Raw genomic sequence first — 18,811 nt, forward strand, 5'->3', positions numbered from 1 at the left:
CGCCCGCCGCCAGCGGCCCCGTCCAGGGGAGCGCCCTGAGCCTGCGAAGGGCGGGGAGGACGGGGTCCTTTCTCAGGCGGCGCGGCGGTCCGGGTGCACCCAGCCGATGGCGGGGGCGACGTGCTCGACGATCGTCCGCAGCAGGTGAGCGTTGTACTCGACGCCCAGCATGTTCGGCACGGTGAGCAGCAGGCTGTCGGCCTCCCGGACGGCGGCGTCCTTGGCCAGCTCCTCGGCGAGGACGTCGGGCTCACCGGTGTAGCTCTTGCCGAAGCGCGCCCGCACCCCCTCGAGGATGCCCACCTGGTCCTCGCCGTCCCGGCCGCTGCCGAAGTACTGCCGGTCGAGGTCGCTGGTGATCGGCAGCACGCTCCGGCTCACCGACACCCGCGGCTCCCGCTCCCACCCCGCCTCGGCCCAGGCGGCGCGGTAGCGCGCGATCTGCTCGGCCTGCAGCTCGTCGAACGGCACGCCGGTGTCCTCCACCAGGAGCGTGGAGCTCATCAGGTTCAGCCCCTGCCGCGCCGTCCACTCCGCCGTGGCCCGGGTGCCCGAGCCCCACCAGATGCGGTCGGCCAGCCCCGGCGACTGCGGCTGCACCGCCAGCCGACCGGACGCCCCGCCGGTCATGCGCGGGTCGGCGTCGACCACCGGCTGCCCGGAGACCGCCGCCAGGAACAGCGCCGTCTTCTGCCGCGCCAGCTCGGCGTCGCTGCTGCCCTCGCCGGGCACGTAGCCGAACGCCTCCGAGCCGCGCAGCGCCGTCTCCGGCGACCCCCGGCTCACGCCCAGCTGCAGCCGCCCGTCGGCGAGCAGGTCGGTCGCCGCCGCCTCCTCGGCCATGTACAGGGGGTTCTCGTAGCGCATGTCGATCACGCCGGTGCCCAGCTCGATCCGCCGGGTGCGGGCCGCCATCGCGGCCAGCAGCGGGAACGGCGAGGAGAGCTGCCGGGCGAAGTGGTGCACCCGCACATAGGCGCCGTCCAGGCCCAGCTCCTCGGCGGCCACCGCGAGCTCCACGCTCTGCACGAGGGCGTCCCGCCCGGTGCGCACCTGCGAGCCCGGGATGGGCTGCCAGTGGCCGAAGGACAGGAAGCCGATCCGCTTGTCCACGACTGGGTCCTTTCGTCGATGTCTGCCCCAGCAGCGCGACGGAGGCGGCCCGGATTCCCACCGCGCATGGCAGGTCCGCGGAGCGCGCGCGACCGGTGGGACGGGTGTGACCCGGTGCGACGGAGTGTGACGGGGCGATCACGACTCTCCGTGAACGGCTTCCGTCACTTCTCACCTGCGATGCGTGACGCTGTGCCGGTGAGCCTCCCCGCACCCGAGATGCCCCGCTCCCCGGGCACGCCCGGCGGTGGCGCCGGGCAGCGCTTGCGGGCGATCGACACGCTGCTCGCCGACCGGGGCCAGCTGTTCCAGGCCCTGTTCCTGAGCGCACCGATCGCCAAGGCCCTGGTCGACCTCGACGGTCACGTGCTGGTCGCCAACCCGCGGATGTGCGCCCTCACCGGCCGCACCGCCGAAAGCCTGGCCGGCCGGCACGTCGACCTGCTGACCCACCCCGACGACCCGCCGGTGGGCGACCTCGGCCTGGAGCCGGCGCCGGACGAGCCCGCGCTCGACCCGAACCTGCTGCTGGACGGCGAGCGCCGGCTGCGCCGCTCCGACGGCACGGAGCTGTGGGTGGTGCAGTCCCACGAGGTGGTGCGGCAGAACAACGGGACGCCGCAGTTCGTCGTCCTGTCGCTGGTCGACGTCACCGACCGCCGCCGCGCGGAGGAGGATGCCGTTCGCCGCGCGTTCATGGACCCGCTCACCGGGCTGCCCAACCGCCGCGCGCTCACCGACCGGCTGCGCCACGCCGTCGCCCTGTCCCGCCGCCGGGGCCTGCAGGTCGGCCTGGTGCACCTCAACATCGACCGCTTCCAGGCGGTCAACGACGCCCTCGGGCACGAGGCCGGCGACCTGCTGCTCAGCCAGTTCGCCGACCGGCTCCGGTGGAGCACCCGCGTCGAGGACACCGCCGTGCGCCTGGGCGCCGACGAGTTCCTGGTGGTCGCCGAGGACGTCGAGGACCTCGACGGGCTGCGCGCGCTGGCGGACCGGCTGCTGGGCGTGCTCGACGAGCCCTTCGTGGTGAACGGCCGGGAGATCACCCTCTCGGCGAGCGTCGGGCTCACCCTCGGCGCCGACATGACCCCCGACGACCTGCTCCGCCAGGCGCAGAGCGCGCTCAGCAAGGCCAAGGCCGACGGTCAGCGCGCCCGCATCGAGGTGCACGAGGGGGCGCTCTCGCGCAGCGACGTGGACGCGCTCCAACTGGAGACCGAGCTCCGCCACGCGCTCGACAACGACGAGCTGCGGCTGTTCTACCAGCCGATCGTGCACCTGGCCGACGAGACGCTGCTGGGCTACGAGGCGCTCATCCGCTGGCAGCACCCGACCCGCGGGCTGCTGCCGCCCGGCGTCTTCCTGGACGTCGCCGAGAACAACCGGCTCACCTCCAAGCTCGGCGCCTGGGTCCTGCGCCGCGCGTGCCTGGACGCCGCCACGTGGGCCGACGACCTCCGGGTGCACGTCAACATCTCCGCCCGGCACCTGGCCGAGGACGGCTTCAGCGAACTGGTCGCCGCGGCGCTCGAGGAGTCGGGGCTGTCGCCGCAGCGGCTGGAGCTGGAGATCACCGAGTCGACGGCGCTGTTCGCCGCCGAGGCCACGCTGCACTCGGTCGCCGTCGTCACCGACCAGGGGGTGACCCTCGCGCTGGACGATTTCGGCACCGGGTACTCGGCGATCACCGCGCTGCACCGGCTCCCCATCCACACCGTGAAGATCGACCGGTCCTTCGTGGCCGACGTCGTCACCCAGCCCTCGACCGCGGCGCTGGTGCACGGGCTGCTGCAGCTCGGGCGCGGCATGGGGCTGCAGGTCATCGCCGAGGGCATCGAGGACCTCGACCAGGCCGCCTGGCTGCTCGACCACGGCTGCGCCATGGCCCAGGGCTACGCCTTCGGCCGCCCCGCGCCCCTGCCCAGCCCGGCGGAGGTGCTCATCGGCGAGGTCACCCAGGCCCCGGCCGAGGACGTCGCCGGTGAGCTGCTGCCGGAGCCGCCCACGACCCTCGGGCTCCCCCACCAGCGGCCGCCGTCGTCCCCCGAGGGGCACGACCTGGTCGACACCGGCCGGTTCGGCGCCGGCTCGCTCTTCGACGACCTCGCCGACCCCGAGCAGTAAGAGGACCCGGTCCCCCTCACCACTCGCAGGCTCGTGGTGAGCCTCTGGACCGGGCCGTTCCGGCACGTCTCCCGTTCCGGCACGTCACCCCCGGGGGAGAGCCAGGGGAACGGGGCGCTTGGCGACCCGGCCGTCGCCGGAGGAGCGGCCGCGCAGCCGCCGGCCGACCCACGGCGCCACGAAGCCGCGCACCCACGCGGCCTCCTCGGCCAGCGCCGCCCGCAGCTCGCGGGGCGGCTGCGGCGGGAGCGGGGTGCGCCAGTCCTCGCCGTCGGCACCGGGCAGCCCCAGCGCCGCGGCGGCGGCCAGCGCCATCCGCCGGTGCCCCTCGTCGGTGAGGTGGATGCGGTCGGAGTCCCACAGCCGGAAGTCCTGGATCCACGCCGCGCCCCACTGGTCCAGCACGGCGGCGCCGTGCCGCGCGGCGATCGACCACAGGTTGGCGTCGAAGACGGCGATCCGCCCCCGCAGCCGGCGCAGGATCGGCGTGTTCCGGGTGTCGGCGGTGGTGGCCAGCAGCACGTCGGCCCCCGCGGCGCGGAAGCGGACGACCGCGGACTCCAGCCGCGCGGCCAGCTCGTCGGGGTCGGCGCCCGGGCGCATGAGGTCGTTCCCGCCGGCGACCAGGCTGACCAGGTCCGGCTGCGCCCCCAGCGCCACCGGCACCTGCTCGGCGAGCACCTGGGCCAGGAGCCGCCCGCGGATCGCCAGGTTCGCGTACTCGACGTCGGCGCCGGGCGCGGCGGCCGCGAGGTGCTCGGCCAGCCGGTCGGCCCAGCCGCGGAACTCGCCCGGGCGCTCGGGGTCGGGGTCGCTCAGCCCCTCCGTGAACGAGTCGCCGAGAGCGATGTAGCGGCGCCAGGGGGAACGCGCGGAGCGGTCGAACTGCACGGCCCACTCCAGCACGGACCTCCGCGGGGCCGTCGCCGGGGTCAGGTCCCGCGAGGGCCCGCCCGTGCGCCGCGGTCGCGACCCCAGCCGTACGCGCACGGGGCGGCGGCCACGGGCCTGGGGTGAGGCGGGTCAGCCGCGGTAGGTCTCCAGCAGCCGCAGCCAGGTCTCGCTGATCGTCGGATAGGCGGGGACGGCGTGCCACAGCCGCGCGATCGGCACCTCCCCGACCACCGCGATCGTCGCCGCGTGCAGCAGCTCGGCGACCGCGGGGCCGACGAAGGTCACCCCCAGCAGCACCTCCCGCTCGGTGTCCACCACCGCGATCGCCGTCCCGGTGTACCCGTCGGCGAAGACCGCGGCACCGGAGACCTTGCCGATCGGGTACTCGACGACGCGGTGCGGCAGTCCGGCCTCCGCGGCCTCCGCGGCGGTGCGCCCGACGGCGGCGACCTGCGGCGATGTGAACACCACGGAGGGCGTCGCGACGTCGTCCGCGGTCGCGACGAACGGGGACCACGGCGAGGTGTCGAGCTCCTCACCACGTGCCCGGGCGACGATCGCCGCGCCGGCCTGACGCGCCTCGTACTTGCCCATGTGGGTGAGCTGGCGGCGCCCGTTGACGTCGCCCACCCCGTAGAGCCACGGGATGCCGTCGACCCGCAGCGTGGTGTCGACCGGGAGGTACTCCCCCGGCTCCAGGCCCACCGTCTCCGCCCCGATGTCGGCGGTGCGGGCGGAGCGGCCGGTCGCGACCAGCACCTCGTCGCCGCGCACCTCGCCGTCCGCCGTCGTCAGCACCACCTCGGTGCCGTCCCGCCGGGCGGCGGTGGCCTCCGTGTCCAGCCGCACGTCGACGCCCGAGTCCCGCAGCGACGCTGCGACGGCGTCGCCCGCCTGGGGCTCCAGCCCCGGCAGCAGCCGGTCCCCGCGCTGGAGCAGCGTCACCCGCGAGCCGAGCGCCTGCCACGCCGTCGCCATCTCGCAGCCGACGTAGCCGCCGCCGAGCACCAGCAGCCGGGCCGGCGCCCCCTTGGCGCTGGTCGCCTCGCGCGGCCCCCACGGCTCGACCTCGGCCAGCCCGTCGACGGGCGGTAGGGCGGCCTTCGACCCGGTGCAGACGGCGACGGCGTGCCGCGCGGTCAGCCGGGTCGTCGTCCCGTCCTCGGCGGTGACGACGACGGTCCGCTCGCCGTCGAGCCGGCCGCTGCCCCGCAGCAGGTCGATGCCGGCGCCGTGCACCCACTCCACCTGGCCGGCGTCGTCCCAGTGCGAGGTGAACGAGTCGCGGCGGGCGAGGGTGGCTGCCACGTCCTGCTCCCCGGTGACCGCCTGCGCCGCGCCGTCCACGGACCGCGCCTCGGCGAGCACCTCGGTACCGCGCAGCAGCGTCTTGCTCGGCATGCAGGCCCAGTAGGAGCACTCGCCGCCCACCAGCTCGGGCTCCACGAGCACCGCCGACAGCCCGCCCCGCACCACGACGTCGGCGACGTTCTCCCCGGTCGACCCCGCTCCGAGGACGACGACGTCGTACGTGCGCTCGGCTTCGGTCACCGGTCCATCCTGGGGGTGTGCTGGACTGGCCGCCATGCCGGTCGACCCCGCGGCGTTCGCCGCCGCCCTGGCCCAGCACGCCGCCGGCGTCTGCCTGCTCACCGTGCGGGACGACATCGACGACGTGGGGACGACGGTCAGCTCGGTCATGAGCGTCTCCGCCTCCCCTCCGCTGGTCGCCGTCGGCCTGAGCGCCGAGGGCTACCCGGCCGAGGTGCTGGAGGCGGTCGGGGCCTGCGCGCTGACCGTCCTCGCCGCCGAGCACGCGATCGTCGCCTCGCGGTTCGCCTCCGCCGGCCGGCCCAGCGCCCGCCACCTGCTGGAGTCGGTGCCCTGGACGCGGGCCGCCGGCAGCGGGGCGATCGTGCTGACCGGCGGGCTGGCCGCGCTGGACTGCCGGCTGGAGCGCCTGGTCGAGGCCGGGGACCACGTGCTGGCCCTGCTCGCCGTCGACGACGCCGAGGTGCAGGACACGACCGCCCGCCCGCTGCTGCGCCACCGGGGCCGGTACCTGGACGCCTCGGGCCGGTCGCCGGCGCGGCCGTGACACCGGGGAGGCAGGTCTCGCCGTCGGCTGTCACATCCCGGGCGCCGGCGGTGCTGTACGGGTGTGGACCTGATACGGCCGTCGGCCACCGCGGCCCTCTCCCTGCCCGGGGTGCGCGGCGCGGCCCGGCCCCGCACTGATCGGGGCGTGCGCATGCCACGGTCACGGGTCGGCGTCCGGGCCGACCTCGAGGAGGTCTTCCGCGACCACTACGCGCGGGTCGTCGCGGTGGCGACCCGGGTGCTCGGCTCGCGGGACCAGGCCGAGGACGTCGCCCAGGAGGTCTTCCTCTCCTTCGGTCGGTCCACCGTGCCGGCCGACGAGGCCGGCGGCTGGCTGACCGTCGCCGCGACCCACACCGCGCTGAACCTGCTCCGCTCGGGCCGCCGTCGCAGCGCCCGGGAGGAGATCGCCGGCGACGGCGGCCCGACCGTCGTCCCCGACGTCGCCGAGGACGTCATCACCCGCGAGGAGCGCAGCTCCGTGCGGGCGGCGCTCGGGCGGCTGCCGCACAAGCAGGCGGCCGCGCTCGTCCTGCGGCACAGCGGCCTCAGCTACGCCGAGGTCGCCGCCGCCCTCGACATGTCCCCCGGGAGCGTGGGCACCACCGTGCGCCGCGCCGAATCCGTGCTGCTCAAGGAGCTGAACCGCCATGCGTCACCCGAGTGAGGGCGTCCTGCGCCGTCTCGTCGACGAGCCGGCCGGCGTGACCGACGCCGACCGCACCCACGTCGCCGCCTGCGCCACCTGCCGGCCCGCCTTCGAGCGCGCCCGCAGCGAGGCCCACCTGGTCGGCTCCGCGCTGGGGCCGCCGGTCGCCGTCGACACCGACGCCGCCTGGGCCCGCTTCTCGGCCGCGGCCGCCGCCGACACCGCGCCGGAGCCCGCCCGCCCGGCGGTGGCGCGGCGCGGTGGCTGGCGGACCGCGGTGCGCCGGCCTGCCGTCGCCGCGCTTGGCGCGGTGGTGCTGTTCACCGGCGCCGGCGTCGCCGCGGCCAACGACTGGCTGCCCATCTTCTCGACCGAGCAGGTCGAGCCGGTCGAGGTGACCGCCACCGACCTCGTGCAGGTGCCCGACCTCTCCGCGTACGGCGACCTGCAGGTCGTCCGCGAGCCGGAGCCCCAGCAGGTGGCCGACGCCGAGGCGGCGCGCGAGCGGACCGGGCTCGACGTCCCCGAGGTCGCCGAGCTGCCCGAGGGCGTGACCGGCGACCCGACCTACCAGGCCGCGGGCGTCCTCGAGGCCACCTTCACGTTCTCCGCCGAGAAGGCCGCGCAGGCGGCGGCCGCCGAGGGCGAGGGCCTGCCGCCGGTGCCTGCCGGGCTCGACGGCAGCTCGCTGCGCCTGCAGGCCGGGCCGGGCGTCGCGGCCATGTGGGCGCAGCCGACCGGCGTGCCGACGCTGGTCGTGGCCCGGGTCGGTGCGCCGCGCGTGGAGTCCTCCGGGGTGCCGTTCGAGACGGTGCGCGACTACCTCCTGTCGCTGCCGGGGCTGCCCGCCGGGCTCGCCGACCAGCTCCGCGACCTCTCCGCGGACGGCGCGACGCTGCCCCTGCCGGTGCCGGCCGAGCTGGTCACCTCCTCCACCGCGGACGTCGACGGTGCCGAGGCGACCGTGCTGACCAGCCGCAACGGCCTGTTCGCCGGCGTGGTGTGGGTCGAGGACGGCGTGATGACCGGCGTCGCCGGGACGCTCTCCGCCGACGAGCTGCTGTCGGTCGCCCGTGAGCTCGGCTGACGCCGCTACCGTCGCCGGCATGAGCTCCGGGTCGACGGCGGCGGGGACGGCGGGCGCGACGCTCGCCGACCTGCCGCCGTCCCCGGCGGTCTGGTGCTCCGGGCTGCGCAAGCGGTACGGACGCCGGACCGCCGTGGACGACGTCTCGTTCACCGTCGGTCGCGGCGAGGTGGTCGGGCTGCTCGGCCCCAACGGCGCCGGCAAGACCAGCGTCATCAAGATGCTGCTCGGCCTCGTGCGGCCGGACGCCGGCGAGGTGCTGCTGCTCGGCCGGGAGTCCGCCGACCCGCGCTCCCGCAGCGCCGTCGGCTACCTGCCCGAGCTGTTCCGCTACCAGCCGTGGCTGACCGCGGCCGAGGTGCTGGACCTGCACGTCAGGCTCTCGCGGATCGACGTCCCGCCCGCGGAGCGCCGGGAGTGCCTGGCGATGGTCGGCTTGGGCGAGCGGACCGGTGACCGCGTCGGCGGCTTCTCCAAGGGCATGCAGCAGCGGCTCGGGCTCGCCGTCGCGCTGGTCGCCCGGCCGGAGCTGGTGGTCCTGGACGAGCCGACCAGCGCGCTGGACCCGATCGGCCGGGTCGACGTCCGCGACCTCGTGCTCTCGCTGAAGGCCCGCGGCGTCGCCGTCCTGCTCAACTCGCACCTGATCGGCGAGGTCGAGCGGGTGTGCGACCGGGTGGTCATCCTGGACGAGGGCAAGGTGGCCGCGTCCGGGACGCTCGCCGAGCTGCTCGGCCAGCGGGAGGTGCGGCTCCGCCTCGGCGACGTCGACCAGCGGGTCGAGGAGCGGCTGCGGGCGGCCGGCTCGCTGGCGCGCAGCGGCGACTGGTTCACCGTGGCGCTGGGCTCCGAGGACGACGGCGTCACCGTGCCCGACCTGGTGCGCGACCTCGTCGGCCTGGGCGTCCGCGTGCACGCCGTCGAGCCGGTGCGGATCAGCCTCGAGGAGCGGCTGCTCGCCGTCCTCCGCCACGAGGAGGCGGCACCGTGACCGAGCTCGCGAGGTCACGCATGGGCACAGCATCGCCGGTCACGTGGGCGACGAGCGCCAGCGAGGAGGACACGTGATCGCGCTGACCATCGCGGGGCTCACCCTGCGCGAGGCCGCCCGGCGCAAGGTCGTCTGGGCGCTGCTGGCCCTCACCGTGGTGCTGCTGGCGCTCAGCGGCTGGGGCTTCTCGCGGCTGATCGGCCTGGACACCGAGCTCGGCACGCTCACCAGTGGCGAGGCCCGACTCGTGGCGTCGCTGCTGCTCAACCTGATCATGTTCGGCTTCAGCCTGGTCGCCGCGATCGGCACCGCGTTCCTGGCCGGCCCCACGCTCGCCGGGGAGGTGGAGTCGGGCCAGGCGCTGGCGGTGCTCGCCCGCCCGGTGCGCCGGTCCTCGGTGCTGCTGGGCAAGTGGCTGGGCCTGCTGGCGTTCGGCTGCGGTTACGTCGTCCTGGCGGGGCTCGCCCAGCTGCTCGTGGTGCGCGGGGTGGTCGGCTACTGGCCGCCCTCGCCCGCCGCCGGGCTCGCGCTGCTGGCGGCCGAGACCGTCGTGCTGCTCACCCTGGCCCTGCTGCTCTCCAGCGTCATCTCCCCGATGGCGTCGGGCATCGTCGCGGTGGGCCTCTTCGGGGCGACCTGGGTGGCCGGCGTGGTCGGCGGGATCGGCGGCGCGCTGGGCAACGAGGGCGTCGAGCGGGTGGGCACCGTGTCGCGGGTGCTGCTGCCCACCGACGGCCTGTGGCGGGGCGCGATGAACGCCTTCCAGGACCCGGGCGCGCTCATCCAGATGGGGCCCGAGGGCGGCTTCCCGTTCCTGAGCGACGCCGCCCCGACCCCGGTCTACCTGCTCTGGGCCGCCGTCTGGGTGGCCGTGGTGTGGGGGCTCACCGCGCTCTCGTTCCAGCGCCGCGACATCTGAGCCGCCGCGGTGCGCTGGCTCCGGGCCGGGACGGCCGGTGGTCCGGCCGTGCTCGCTCTCTGCCCACCGGGACGGGGCAGAGAGCGAGCTTCCACCACCCTTCTCTGCGCCCGTGGGGCCGAGGCCGCCGAGGCGCGGAAGACGCGGTCTCGGCGGCGGCCGACAGCCCGATGTGCGCGGAGTCGCGGCCACGTCGACGGGGCGGGGAGCCCGGTCGTCAGCTCCGCGGGCTAGCGTCGGACCCGCTATGAGCGCTCTGCCTGCACCGACCGAGTCCGCCGTCCGCCGCGCCCTGGTCCGCGCCGAACGGGGCGTCTCGCTGGACGCGACCGAGGCGGAGACCCTGCTGCACGCCCGGGGCCTGGGCGACGGCGAGCCGCTGGAGCGGCTGCTGACCGCCGCCGGCCGCGTCCGCGACGCGGGGCTGGCGAGCGCCGGGCGGCCGGGCGTCGTGACCTACAGCCGCAAGGTCTTCATCCCGCTCACCCACCTGTGCCGCGACCGCTGCCACTACTGCACCTTCGTGACGACCCCCGGGCAGCTGCGGGCGCAGGGCAAGCCGCCCTACCTCTCCCCCGACGAGGTGCTGCAGATCGCCCGCGACGGCGCCGCGCTGGGCTGCAAGGAGGCGCTGTTCACCCTCGGCGACCGCCCCGAGGACCGCTGGCCGGTCGCCCGCGAGTGGCTCGAGGCGCACGGCTTCGACTCGACGCTGGGCTACCTGCGCGCGATGGCGATCCGGGTGCTGGAGGAGACCGGGCTGCTGCCCCACCTCAACCCCGGGGTCCTCTCGTGGGAGGAGATCCAGCGGCTGAAGCCGGTGGCCGCGTCCATGGGGATGATGCTGGAGACGACGGCGACCCGGCTGTGGTCGCAGCCCGGCGGCCCGCACTTCGGCAGCCCCGACAAGGAGCCCACGCTCCGGCTCCGCGTGCTGGAGGACGCCGGGCGCTCCGCCGTCCCCTTCACCACCGGGGTGCTGCTCGGCATCGGCGAGGACTACGCCGAGCGGGTCGACGCCGTCCTGCAGATCCGCGCCGCCGCGCAGCGGCACGGCCACGTGCAGGAGGTCATCGTCCAGAACTTCCGCGCCAAGCCCCGCACCGCGATGCAGGCCCACGAGGACCTGGAGCTGCAGGAGTACGTGGCCGCCGTCGCCGTCACCCGGCTGCTGCTGGGCCCGAAGGCGCGGGTGCAGGCGCCGCCGAACCTGAGCGACTCCACCGAGCTGGGGCTGCTGCTCCGCGCCGGCATCGACGACTGGGGCGGTGTCTCGCCGCTGACCCCGGACCACGTCAACCCCGAGCGGCCGTGGCCGAACCTGGAGGAGTTGGCCAAGCTCTCCGACTACGCGGGATTCGAGCTGCGCGAGCGGCTGGCCGCCCAGCCTCCGTACGTGCTGCAGCCCGAGCCGTGGCTGGACCCGCGGGTGCGCCCGCACGTCACCGCGCTCGCCGGCCCCGACGGGCTGGCGGTCGAGGGGCGCACCCCGGTCGGGCTGCCCTGGCAGGAGCCGGACGAGGCGTGGACCTCCTCGGGCCGGGTCGACCTGCACGTCGAGGTCGACACCGTCGGGCGGACGTCCGACCGGCGCAGCGACTTCGACGCCGTCTACGGCGACTGGTCGGAGCTCCGCGACCGGACGACGTCGGCCCGCGACGGGCGGTCCACCGCGCTGGCCGCCGGCGACCGCGAGGTGCTGGCGGCGCTGCTGCACGCCGAGCAGGACCCGGCGGGGCTCTCCGACGCGGAGTACCTGGCGCTGCTGGGTGCCGACGGGACGGACCTCGAGAACCTCTGCGCGCTCGCCGATGCGGTCCGGGCCGACGTCAACGGCGACGACGTCACCTACGTCGTCAACCGGAACATCAACTTCACCAACGTCTGCTACACCGGCTGCCGGTTCTGCGCGTTCGCCCAGCGGCGCACCGACGCCGACGCCTACACGCTGTCGATGAGCCAGGTGGGCGACCGGGTCGACGAGGCGTGGGCGGCCGGGGCGACCGAGATCTGCATGCAGGGCGGCATCCACCCCGACCTGCCCGGCACCGCGTACCTCGACCTCGCACGGGAGGTGAAGCAGCGCCAGCCCGGCATCCACCTGCACGCGTTCAGCCCCATGGAGATCGTCAACGGCGCCGCCCGCACCGGGCTCCCGTTCCGCGAGTTCCTCACCGGGCTCAAGGAGGCCGGGCTCGACTCGATCCCCGGCACGGCCGCGGAGATCCTCGACGACGACGTCCGCTGGGTGCTCACCAAGGGCAAGCTGCCGACGGCGACCTGGCTGGAGATCATCGGCACCGCCCACGAGGTCGGCATCCCGACGACGTCGACGATGATGTACGGCCACGTCGACACCCCGGCGCACTGGGTCGCCCACCTGCGCACCCTCGCCGCCCTGCAGGACCGCACCGGCGGCTTCACCGAGTTCGTGCTGCTGCCGTTCGTGCACCACAACTCGCCGATCTACCTCGCCGGCGTCGCCCGCCCCGGGCCGACCGTGCGCGAGAACCGGGCGGTGCACGCGGTCGCGCGGCTGCTGCTGCACGGGCGGATCGGCAACATCCAGACCTCGTGGGTGAAGCTCGGCGACACCGGCACCCAGGCCGTGCTGCAGGGCGGGGCCAACGACCTCGGCGGCACGCTGATGGAGGAGACCATCAGCCGGATGGCCGGCAGCGAGAACGGGTCGCTGAAGACCATCGCCGAGCTCGAGGCGATGGCCGCCGCGATCGGCCGGCCCGCCCGACAGCGGACCACCGAGTACGGCACGCCGTCGGCCGAGCGGATCGCCACCGCCCGCTCCGAGGAGGGCCGCGCCCGGCTCACCCTGTCGATCACCCCGCGCTGAGGGAGGCGAGCTCCACCACCGCCGCGACCACCTCCTCCCCCGCGAGCAGGACGAGGTCGTTGTGGTCGGCACCCGGGACCTCCACCACCCGGTGCAGCGAGGCGGCGGCGTCGGCCACCGCCCGGCTCTGCGCCGGCGGGACGATCGAGTCGGCGCTGCCGTACACCACCGTGGTGGGCACCTCGATCCGGCGGACCTGCTCGGCCACCGGGTAGCGGTCGCGCAGCAGCGCCCGCACCGGAAGGAACGGGTAGTGCTCGTTCCCCACGGCGGCGAGGTCCACGAACGGGGAGCGGAGCACCAGCCCGGCCGGCGGGTGCTCCACCGCCAGCCCGGTCGCGACCGCGGCGCCGAGGCTCTCCCCGAAGTAGACGAGCCGGTCGGCCGGCACCCCGCCGTCCCCGATCAGGAACTCCCGCGCCGCCTCCGCGTCCAGCGCCAGCCCCTCCTCGCTCGGGCTGCCCGGGTTGCCGCCGTAGCCGCGGTAGTCGAAGAGCAGGACGGCCAGCCCCTCGTCGGCGAGCTCCCGCGCCAGCGGTGCCCGCATGCCGCGGTGGCCGCCGTTGCCGTTCGCCACGAGCACCCCGGGGGCATCCGGCGTCCGGCCCGGGACGAACCAGGCGCCCAGCCGCAGGCCGTCGTCGGTCTCGAGGACCACGTCCTGCGCACCCGGCACTGCTTCCGCCGCCGGCGGGAGGGGTCCGGCGTCGGGCAGGTAGACCAGGCGGCGCTGGAACGCCCACAGCAGGGTCACCAGGAGAGTGCACAGCAGGACGACGACGGCCGCACCCGTGAGCACCCTGCGCAGCATCTCCTGATGGTCCTGCCTGCCGCGCACGGCCGACCAGCGCTAGCGTCCGTCCATGGCACTCGACGGCACCGACCACTGGCACGCCCCGCTGCGCCACGTCCGCGCGGCGGAGCTCTCGACCGACACCGGGCAGAGCAGCGGCATGACCCGCAAGGAGGCGGTGTCCGGGAAGAGCGTCGGTGCGGAGAAGGTCTGGATGGGTGAGGCCCACGTCGCGCCCGGCACCGCCTCGGCCAACCACCACCACGGCGACTCCGAGACCGGCATCTACGTGGTCTCCGGCCGGCCGGTGTTCGTCTTCGCCCGGGACGGCGAGGAGGTCCGGCTCACCCCCGAGCCGGGCGACTACGTGTTCGTGCCGCCGTGGACCCCGCACCGCGAGGAGAACCCCGGGCAGGAGGAGGCGGTCGTGGTCCTGGCCCGCAGCAGCCAGGAGGCGATCGTGGTGAACCTGCCGCCGGGGTCGCTCACGCAGCTGTGAGCCGCGCCGCCGGCTCACGCCCTCGATCAGCCGCGCCTGAGCGTGCCAGCCGGTAGACGAGCACCGCCTGGAGCGCGTACACGACTGCCATCGCCACGAACAGCGCGGTGAGCGCGGTCCACTGCCCGGCACCGAGCGGACCGACGCCTTCGAGGTCGCTCTGCGCGATGCCCGCCGCCTGGACCGGGATGGCGACGGCGCCGACAGCCAGCACGGCCAGGGACCAGCGGGACCGGGCCCAGGCCAGCGCGACGGCGCCCGGAGCCAGGAACACGATGTAGAAGACCGCGATGAAGGCCAGACCGGTCCAGCTGAAGGCCGGGTCGCCTCCGGCCACGAGCGCGACCAGCCGCATCAGCCCCCGCGTCAGCACGGCCCCGACCACTCCGCCGAGCACCGCCGCCGCGATCCCGACGGCGAGCGCCCTGAGCATCCGCCGTCCGCCCACGTCTGCTCCTCACCCTCGGCCCCCGCAGGAGCGCCACCCGGATCGCCGGAGGGTAGTGGGGGGAGCCGCCCGACGGGTCGGTCGCCGGCGCGGGTTCCGACACCGGGGCCGCCAGCGCGGCAGTGCGGCTCCGGCTCGGGCGCCCGGGGCTGCCGGGCCGGGCGTCGGTAGCCTCGGTCCATGGGCTACTTCGGCACGCTCGTCTACAGCGAAGGACGCTGGCGCACGGGGCGGCCGACCGCGGTGCCGTTCCTGATGGTCGACGTGCACGACAGCGACATCGCGACCGTGGACTACCGCGCCGCCGACGCCTCCGGCGGCCGCTTCTTCCTCGGCTACGAGCCGCGGATCTACTTCGACGAGCCCGACGCCTCGGTGCCCGTGGACGTCGACGCCGAGGCCGAAGGGTTCGCCCGGTGGGTGCGGGACGCGGTGGGCACGGAGCTGGAGCCCGCGGAGGTGCGGGGCCTCATGGCCTCGCCGGGCGGCGTGCCGCCCACCGACGAGGTGGTCGAGCAGACCGTCGAGCGGCTGCTGACCGCCTCCGGCCTGCCGATCCCTGAGTGGCCCACCGACGACGACGCCCCGCCCGGCTGATCGAGCCGATGGGCCCGGTCAGTAGTGGTACCGCGCCTGCAGGATCACGAGGTCGTCACCGCGGACGGTGCAGACCAAGCGGTGTTCCTGGCCGATGCGGCGCGACCAGCAGCCGGAGAGGTCCCCACGGAGGCGCTCAGGCTTGCCCGCTCCTGCAGCAGGGTCCCGGGCGGCCTCGGTGATGAGACGGTTGATCCGGCCCAGCGTCTTCCGGTCGCCCGTCCAGCTCGTGTAGTCGTCCCAGCCATGGGTCGTGAAGACGATCCTCACTCGACCAGCTGGTGCGGCTCAGCCTTCCCGTCGGCCGCCTCCGCCAGGCTCTCGCGAAGACGCTCGGCGTTCCTGGGTGACTGCAGGAGGTGCACGGTCTCCTTGAGCGAGTGGTACTCGTCGGCGGAGACGAGGAATGCCGTTCCGCGCTTCGAGACGATCTCGACGGCGACCTGGTCGGCGTTGACCTCCTCGATCAGCGGAAACAGCCGCTGACGGGCTTCGCTGGCGGTGACGGACATGGATCCTCCATCGGCACGTGGTACGAGAAACCGTACCACTCTCCTTGCCTATGCGCGTCGGTGTGCCTCGGACGGGGCCGGGTAGCGGACCCCGGTGCGCGCGATCTCCTACACCCAGCCCGGTGGCCCCGACGTCCTGCAGCTCATCGACCGCCCGGTGCCCGAGCCCGGCCCCGGTGAGGTGCGCGTCCGCGTCGCCTTCTCCGGCGTCAACCCCACTGACTGGAAGTCGCGCACGAACGCGCAGCCCGGCCCGGACGGGCAGGTGCCCAACCAGGACGGCTCGGGCACCGTCGACGCCGTCGGCCAGGGCGTGGAGCCGGCGATCCTCGGCCAGCGGGTGTGGATCTGGGAGGCCGCCTGGCAGCGGCCGTGGGGCACCGCCGCGGAGTACACCGTCGTCCCGGCGCGGCACGTCGTCCTCCTGGGCGAGACCACCCCCTTCGAGCTCGGCGCCGCCCTTGGCATCCCGTTCCTCACGGCGCACCGCTGCCTCACCGTGGCAGAGTCGCTGCCCGACCGGCTGGGCGCCGAAGCGCTCACCGGGCACACGGTGCTGGTGCAGGGCGGCGCGGGCGCGGTGGGCAACGCCGCCATCCAGCTCGCCCGGTGGGCCGACGCGACGGTCATCGCCACGGTGAGCAGCCCCCGCAAGGCGCGGCTGGCCGCCGCGGCCGGCGCCGACCACGTCGTGGACTACAAGCAGCAGGACGTCGTCGCCGAGGTGCGGAAGCTCGCGCCGAAGGGTGTGGACGCCGTCGTCGAGGTCTCGGCAGCGGTCAATGCCGCCGTCGATGCGCAGGTCATCGGGATGCACGGTGCGGTCGCCATGTACGCCGACGACGGCGGCGCGGAGGTGACCGTGCCGGTGCGCGCCCAGATGACGCCCAACGCCCGCTGGCAGTTCGTGCTCGTCTACACCGAGCCTGAGCGGGCGAAGGTCCTCGGCATCGAGGACGTCGCCACCGCGGTCGCCGAGGGCGCGATCCGGGTCGGCGAGGACGCCGGCCTGCCGCTGCACGTCCACCCGCTCGCCGAGACCGCCGCCGCCCACCGGGCGGTGCAGCACGGGGCCGTCGGCAAGGTGCTGATCGACGTCACCGCCTGAGCGCGGCGCTGTGCCTAGGCTCGGGCCATGAGTGATCCCGCGACGACGACCGACCTGACCGCGCTCGCCGACGAGCTGCTCGACCGGGCGCGCACCGAGCACGCCGGCCGCGCGGCACGCACCCTGCCGCACCCGGTCGACGGGCTGCGCCAGACGGTCATCGCGCTCCGCGGCGGAGCCGAGCTGGCCGAGCACGAGAGCCCCGGCCCCGCGAGCCTGCTGGTCCTCCGCGGGCGGGTGCGGCTCCTGGCCGGCGAGCACACCGATGAGCTGAGCGGCTCGCACGTGGCGCCGATCCCGGACCGCCGGCACAGCCTGCACGCCGACGAGGACTCCGTCGTCCTGCTCAGCGTCGCGGTCCCGCAGCGCGCCGCCGCGCGCTGACGGCCGAGGCCAGTCACCGGGATAGCGTCAGCGGGTGACCGCCTCCCCCGCGCACCCGCCGTCGCCCCTGGACCAGCTCGCCGACGGCTTCGTCGAGAGCTACACGGCGGCGCAGCCGGTGGTCGCCACCTACATCGGGGTCCGCGGGCACGACGACCGGTGGCCCGACCTCAGCACCGACGGCCACGCCGCCCACGCCGAGCTGCTGCGCCGCACCCGCGCCCAGGCCGAGGCGCTCGAGCCGGTCGACCGCCGGGACGAGATCGCGCGCAGCGCCATGCTGGAGCGGCTCGGCGCGGAGCTCGACCGCTACGACGCCGGCTACGCGCAGGCCGACCTGAACACCGTCGACAGTCCGCTGCAGGGCTTCCGCGAGGTCTTCGACCTCATGCCCACCGAGTCCGACGAGGACTGGTCCGCCGTGGCGGTCCGGCTCGCGGCGATGCCGACGGCGCTGCTCGGCTACGCCCGCGGCCTGGACGACGCCGCCGACCGCGGCCGCGTCTCCGCCGCCCGGCAGATCCGGCTGGCCGCGGAGCGGGCGCGGCAGTGGGCCGGCACACCAGAGCGACCCGGCTTCTTCACCCGGCTGGCCCGCGAGGCGCCGGTCGAGCCGCGCAGCGCACTGGGCCGCGACCTGGCCGACGGCGCCGAGCGCGCGTCGGGCGCCCTGCTCGGGTTCGCCGGGCACCTCGAACGGGTGCTGCTGCCGCTGGCGCCGTCGGCCGACGGCGTGGGCCGCGACCGGTACCTCGTCGAGTCGCGCTTCCACACCGGCGCTCGGCTGGACCTCGACGAGACCTACGACTGGGGCTGGGCAGAGCTCGCCCGCATCGTCGCCGAGAAGGAGCGGGTCGCCGAGGTGATCGCGCCTGGTGAGGGCGTGGCCGGCGCGATGGCGGCGCTGGACGCCGACCCGGCGCGGATCATCCGGGGGCGCGAGGCGCTGCAGGCCTGGCTGCAGGAGACCGCCGACCGGGCGGTGGCCGCGCTCGACGGCGTGCACTTCGACATCCCGCAGCCGGTGCGCCGCATCGAGGGCCGGCTGACGCCGACCGCGGGCGAGGGCGTCTACTACACCGCCCCCAGCGAGGACTTCAGCCGCCCGGGCCGGATGTGGTGGTCGCTGCCCGAGGGCGTCGAGGACATGACGACCTGGCGGGAGACGACGACGGTCTTCCACGAGGGCGTGCCCGGCCACCACCTGCAGATCGGGCAGGCCGTGCACGACGCCGAGCGGCTCAACCGGTGGCAGCGGGTGCTCTGCGCCTGCTCGGGGAACGCCGAGGGGTGGGCGCTCTACGCCGAGCGGCTGATGGGGGAACTGGGCTTCCTCGAGGACCCGGGCGACCGGCTCGGCATGCTCGACGCCCAGGAGCTGCGGGCCGCGCGCGTCGTGCTCGACATCGGGGTGCACCTGGACCTGCCGATCCCCGCAGGGGCGGCGGCGGGTTCGCGCTGGGACTACGACGTGGCGCTGGCCTTCCTGCGCCGGCACGTGAGCATGGAGGACGCCATGCGCGTGGACGAGCTGCACCGCTACCTCGGCTGGCCCGGGCAGGCGCCGGTCTACAAGGTGGGCGAGCGGGTCTTCCTGACCTGCCGCGAGGAGGCCCGGCGGCGCGCGGGCGACGCCTTCGACCTGGCGCAGTGGCACCGCGACGTCCTGGCGCTGGGGCAGCTCGGCCTCGACCCCCTGGCCGCGGAGCTCGCCCGGCGCTGACGCGGCAGGTCGACCC

General features: G+C 75.3%; 19 protein-coding genes. 12 read left to right on the forward strand and 7 right to left on the reverse strand.

The window, feature by feature from the left end; all coding sequences use genetic code 11:
- Positions 1–72: 72 nt before the first annotated feature.
- Positions 73–1,113 (reverse strand): LLM class flavin-dependent oxidoreductase, encoded by a 1,041-nt coding sequence (locus ACI79P_RS12990; RefSeq protein WP_456581471.1) that lies wholly within the window; start codon positions 1,111–1,113, stop codon positions 73–75.
- Positions 1,114–1,311: 198 nt separating this feature from the next.
- On the opposite strand from ACI79P_RS12990, the gene ACI79P_RS12995 reads away from it, so the two are divergent.
- Positions 1,312–3,240: a putative bifunctional diguanylate cyclase/phosphodiesterase gene (locus ACI79P_RS12995; protein WP_456581472.1), complete on the forward strand. Its 1,929-nt coding sequence runs from the start codon at positions 1,312–1,314 to the stop codon at positions 3,238–3,240.
- 84 nt (positions 3,241–3,324) lie between these two features.
- Here the strand turns inward: ACI79P_RS12995 and ACI79P_RS13000 are convergent, their stop codons facing one another.
- Together ACI79P_RS13000 and ACI79P_RS13005 are read right to left on the reverse strand one after the other, a co-directional pair.
- Positions 3,325–4,146: an SGNH/GDSL hydrolase family protein gene (locus ACI79P_RS13000; RefSeq protein WP_456581473.1), complete on the reverse strand. Its 822-nt coding sequence runs from the start codon at positions 4,144–4,146 to the stop codon at positions 3,325–3,327.
- Positions 4,147–4,263: 117 nt separating this feature from the next.
- On the reverse strand, positions 4,264–5,685 hold the full coding sequence (locus ACI79P_RS13005; RefSeq protein WP_456581474.1) for a dihydrolipoyl dehydrogenase family protein: 1,422 nt from the start codon (positions 5,683–5,685) through the stop codon (positions 4,264–4,266).
- 34 nt (positions 5,686–5,719) lie between these two features.
- Between ACI79P_RS13005 and ACI79P_RS13010 the strand changes: the two genes are divergently transcribed.
- The 6 genes from ACI79P_RS13010 (at position 5,720) to ACI79P_RS13035 (ending at position 12,731) form a co-directional block, all read left to right on the forward strand.
- Positions 5,720–6,232: a flavin reductase family protein gene (locus ACI79P_RS13010; protein WP_456581475.1), complete on the forward strand. Its 513-nt coding sequence runs from the start codon at positions 5,720–5,722 to the stop codon at positions 6,230–6,232.
- A gap of 153 nt (positions 6,233–6,385) precedes the next feature.
- Complete coding sequence (locus ACI79P_RS13015; RefSeq protein ID WP_456581476.1) at positions 6,386–6,901, forward strand: sigma-70 family RNA polymerase sigma factor; 516 nt, start codon at positions 6,386–6,388, stop codon at positions 6,899–6,901.
- Positions 6,885–7,970 (forward strand): hypothetical protein, encoded by a 1,086-nt coding sequence (locus ACI79P_RS13020; RefSeq protein ID WP_456581477.1) that lies wholly within the window; start codon positions 6,885–6,887, stop codon positions 7,968–7,970. The genes ACI79P_RS13015 and ACI79P_RS13020 overlap by 17 nt, the downstream gene beginning before the upstream one ends.
- A 19-nt stretch (positions 7,971–7,989) precedes the next feature.
- On the forward strand, positions 7,990–8,961 hold the full coding sequence (locus ACI79P_RS13025; RefSeq protein WP_456581478.1) for an ABC transporter ATP-binding protein: 972 nt from the start codon (positions 7,990–7,992) through the stop codon (positions 8,959–8,961).
- A gap of 73 nt (positions 8,962–9,034) precedes the next feature.
- On the forward strand, positions 9,035–9,880 hold the full coding sequence (locus ACI79P_RS13030; RefSeq protein WP_456581479.1) for an ABC transporter permease subunit: 846 nt from the start codon (positions 9,035–9,037) through the stop codon (positions 9,878–9,880).
- Positions 9,881–10,127: 247 nt separating this feature from the next.
- Positions 10,128–12,731, forward strand: coding sequence for a bifunctional FO biosynthesis protein CofGH (locus ACI79P_RS13035; RefSeq protein WP_456581480.1), 2,604 nt, complete (start codon positions 10,128–10,130; stop codon positions 12,729–12,731).
- Here ACI79P_RS13035 and ACI79P_RS13040 read toward each other — a convergent pair.
- Entirely contained in the window at positions 12,718–13,542 is an 825-nt protein-coding gene (locus ACI79P_RS13040) for an alpha/beta hydrolase (protein ID WP_456581481.1), read from the reverse strand. The two genes, ACI79P_RS13035 and ACI79P_RS13040, sit on opposite strands and share 14 nt — an antisense overlap.
- Before the next feature lie 52 nt (positions 13,543–13,594).
- Between ACI79P_RS13040 and ACI79P_RS13045 the strand changes: the two genes are divergently transcribed.
- Positions 13,595–14,023 (forward strand): cupin domain-containing protein, encoded by a 429-nt coding sequence (locus ACI79P_RS13045; protein ID WP_456581482.1) that lies wholly within the window; start codon positions 13,595–13,597, stop codon positions 14,021–14,023.
- Here ACI79P_RS13045 and ACI79P_RS13050 read toward each other — a convergent pair.
- Positions 14,010–14,471 (reverse strand): hypothetical protein, encoded by a 462-nt coding sequence (locus tag ACI79P_RS13050; protein WP_456581483.1) that lies wholly within the window; start codon positions 14,469–14,471, stop codon positions 14,010–14,012. The genes ACI79P_RS13045 and ACI79P_RS13050 overlap by 14 nt on opposite strands.
- A 180-nt stretch (positions 14,472–14,651) precedes the next feature.
- Here ACI79P_RS13050 and ACI79P_RS13055 point away from each other — a divergent pair, with 180 nt between their 5' ends.
- Positions 14,652–15,068, forward strand: coding sequence for a hypothetical protein (locus ACI79P_RS13055; protein ID WP_456581484.1), 417 nt, complete (start codon positions 14,652–14,654; stop codon positions 15,066–15,068).
- Between the two features lie 18 nt (positions 15,069–15,086).
- Here the strand turns inward: ACI79P_RS13055 and ACI79P_RS13060 are convergent, their stop codons facing one another.
- Together ACI79P_RS13060 and ACI79P_RS13065 are read right to left on the reverse strand one after the other, a co-directional pair.
- Entirely contained in the window at positions 15,087–15,338 is a 252-nt protein-coding gene (locus tag ACI79P_RS13060) for a Txe/YoeB family addiction module toxin (RefSeq protein ID WP_456581485.1), read from the reverse strand.
- Positions 15,335–15,580, reverse strand: a complete 246-nt coding sequence (locus ACI79P_RS13065) for a type II toxin-antitoxin system Phd/YefM family antitoxin (RefSeq protein ID WP_456581486.1) — start codon at positions 15,578–15,580, stop codon at positions 15,335–15,337. Before ACI79P_RS13065 ends, ACI79P_RS13060 begins: the two co-directional genes overlap by 4 nt.
- A 94-nt stretch (positions 15,581–15,674) precedes the next feature.
- On the opposite strand from ACI79P_RS13065, the gene ACI79P_RS13070 reads away from it, so the two are divergent.
- From ACI79P_RS13070 to ACI79P_RS13080, 3 genes are read left to right on the forward strand one after another with little or no spacing between them, the layout of a single operon-like run.
- The gene (locus ACI79P_RS13070) at positions 15,675–16,688 is read left to right on the forward strand and encodes an NADPH:quinone reductase (RefSeq protein ID WP_456581487.1); all 1,014 of its coding nucleotides are present in this window, start codon (positions 15,675–15,677) and stop codon (positions 16,686–16,688) included.
- 27 nt (positions 16,689–16,715) lie between these two features.
- Complete coding sequence (locus ACI79P_RS13075; RefSeq protein ID WP_456581488.1) at positions 16,716–17,072, forward strand: LuxR family transcriptional regulator; 357 nt, start codon at positions 16,716–16,718, stop codon at positions 17,070–17,072.
- Positions 17,073–17,106: 34 nt separating this feature from the next.
- Positions 17,107–18,795, forward strand: coding sequence for a DUF885 domain-containing protein (locus ACI79P_RS13080; RefSeq protein WP_456581489.1), 1,689 nt, complete (start codon positions 17,107–17,109; stop codon positions 18,793–18,795).
- Positions 18,796–18,811 lie beyond the last annotated feature (16 nt).

It is taken from the genome of Blastococcus sp. SYSU DS0510 (assembly GCF_054050835.1).

Coding starts and splice junctions, on each gene's coding strand:
- ACI79P_RS13065 (WP_456581486.1), bottom strand. CDS start 15,580: ATGTCCGTCACCGCCAGCGAAGCCCGTCAGCGGCTGTTTCCGCTGATC.
- ACI79P_RS13025 (WP_456581478.1), top strand. CDS start 7,990: ATGAGCTCCGGGTCGACGGCGGCGGGGACGGCGGGCGCGACGCTCGCC.
- ACI79P_RS13045 (WP_456581482.1), top strand. CDS start 13,595: ATGGCACTCGACGGCACCGACCACTGGCACGCCCCGCTGCGCCACGTC.
- ACI79P_RS13055 (WP_456581484.1), top strand. CDS start 14,652: ATGGGCTACTTCGGCACGCTCGTCTACAGCGAAGGACGCTGGCGCACG.
- ACI79P_RS13020 (WP_456581477.1), top strand. CDS start 6,885: ATGCGTCACCCGAGTGAGGGCGTCCTGCGCCGTCTCGTCGACGAGCCG.
- ACI79P_RS13035 (WP_456581480.1), top strand. CDS start 10,128: ATGAGCGCTCTGCCTGCACCGACCGAGTCCGCCGTCCGCCGCGCCCTG.
- ACI79P_RS13075 (WP_456581488.1), top strand. CDS start 16,716: ATGAGTGATCCCGCGACGACGACCGACCTGACCGCGCTCGCCGACGAG.
- ACI79P_RS13010 (WP_456581475.1), top strand. CDS start 5,720: ATGCCGGTCGACCCCGCGGCGTTCGCCGCCGCCCTGGCCCAGCACGCC.
- ACI79P_RS13040 (WP_456581481.1), bottom strand. CDS start 13,542: ATGCTGCGCAGGGTGCTCACGGGTGCGGCCGTCGTCGTCCTGCTGTGC.
- ACI79P_RS13015 (WP_456581476.1), top strand. CDS start 6,386: ATGCCACGGTCACGGGTCGGCGTCCGGGCCGACCTCGAGGAGGTCTTC.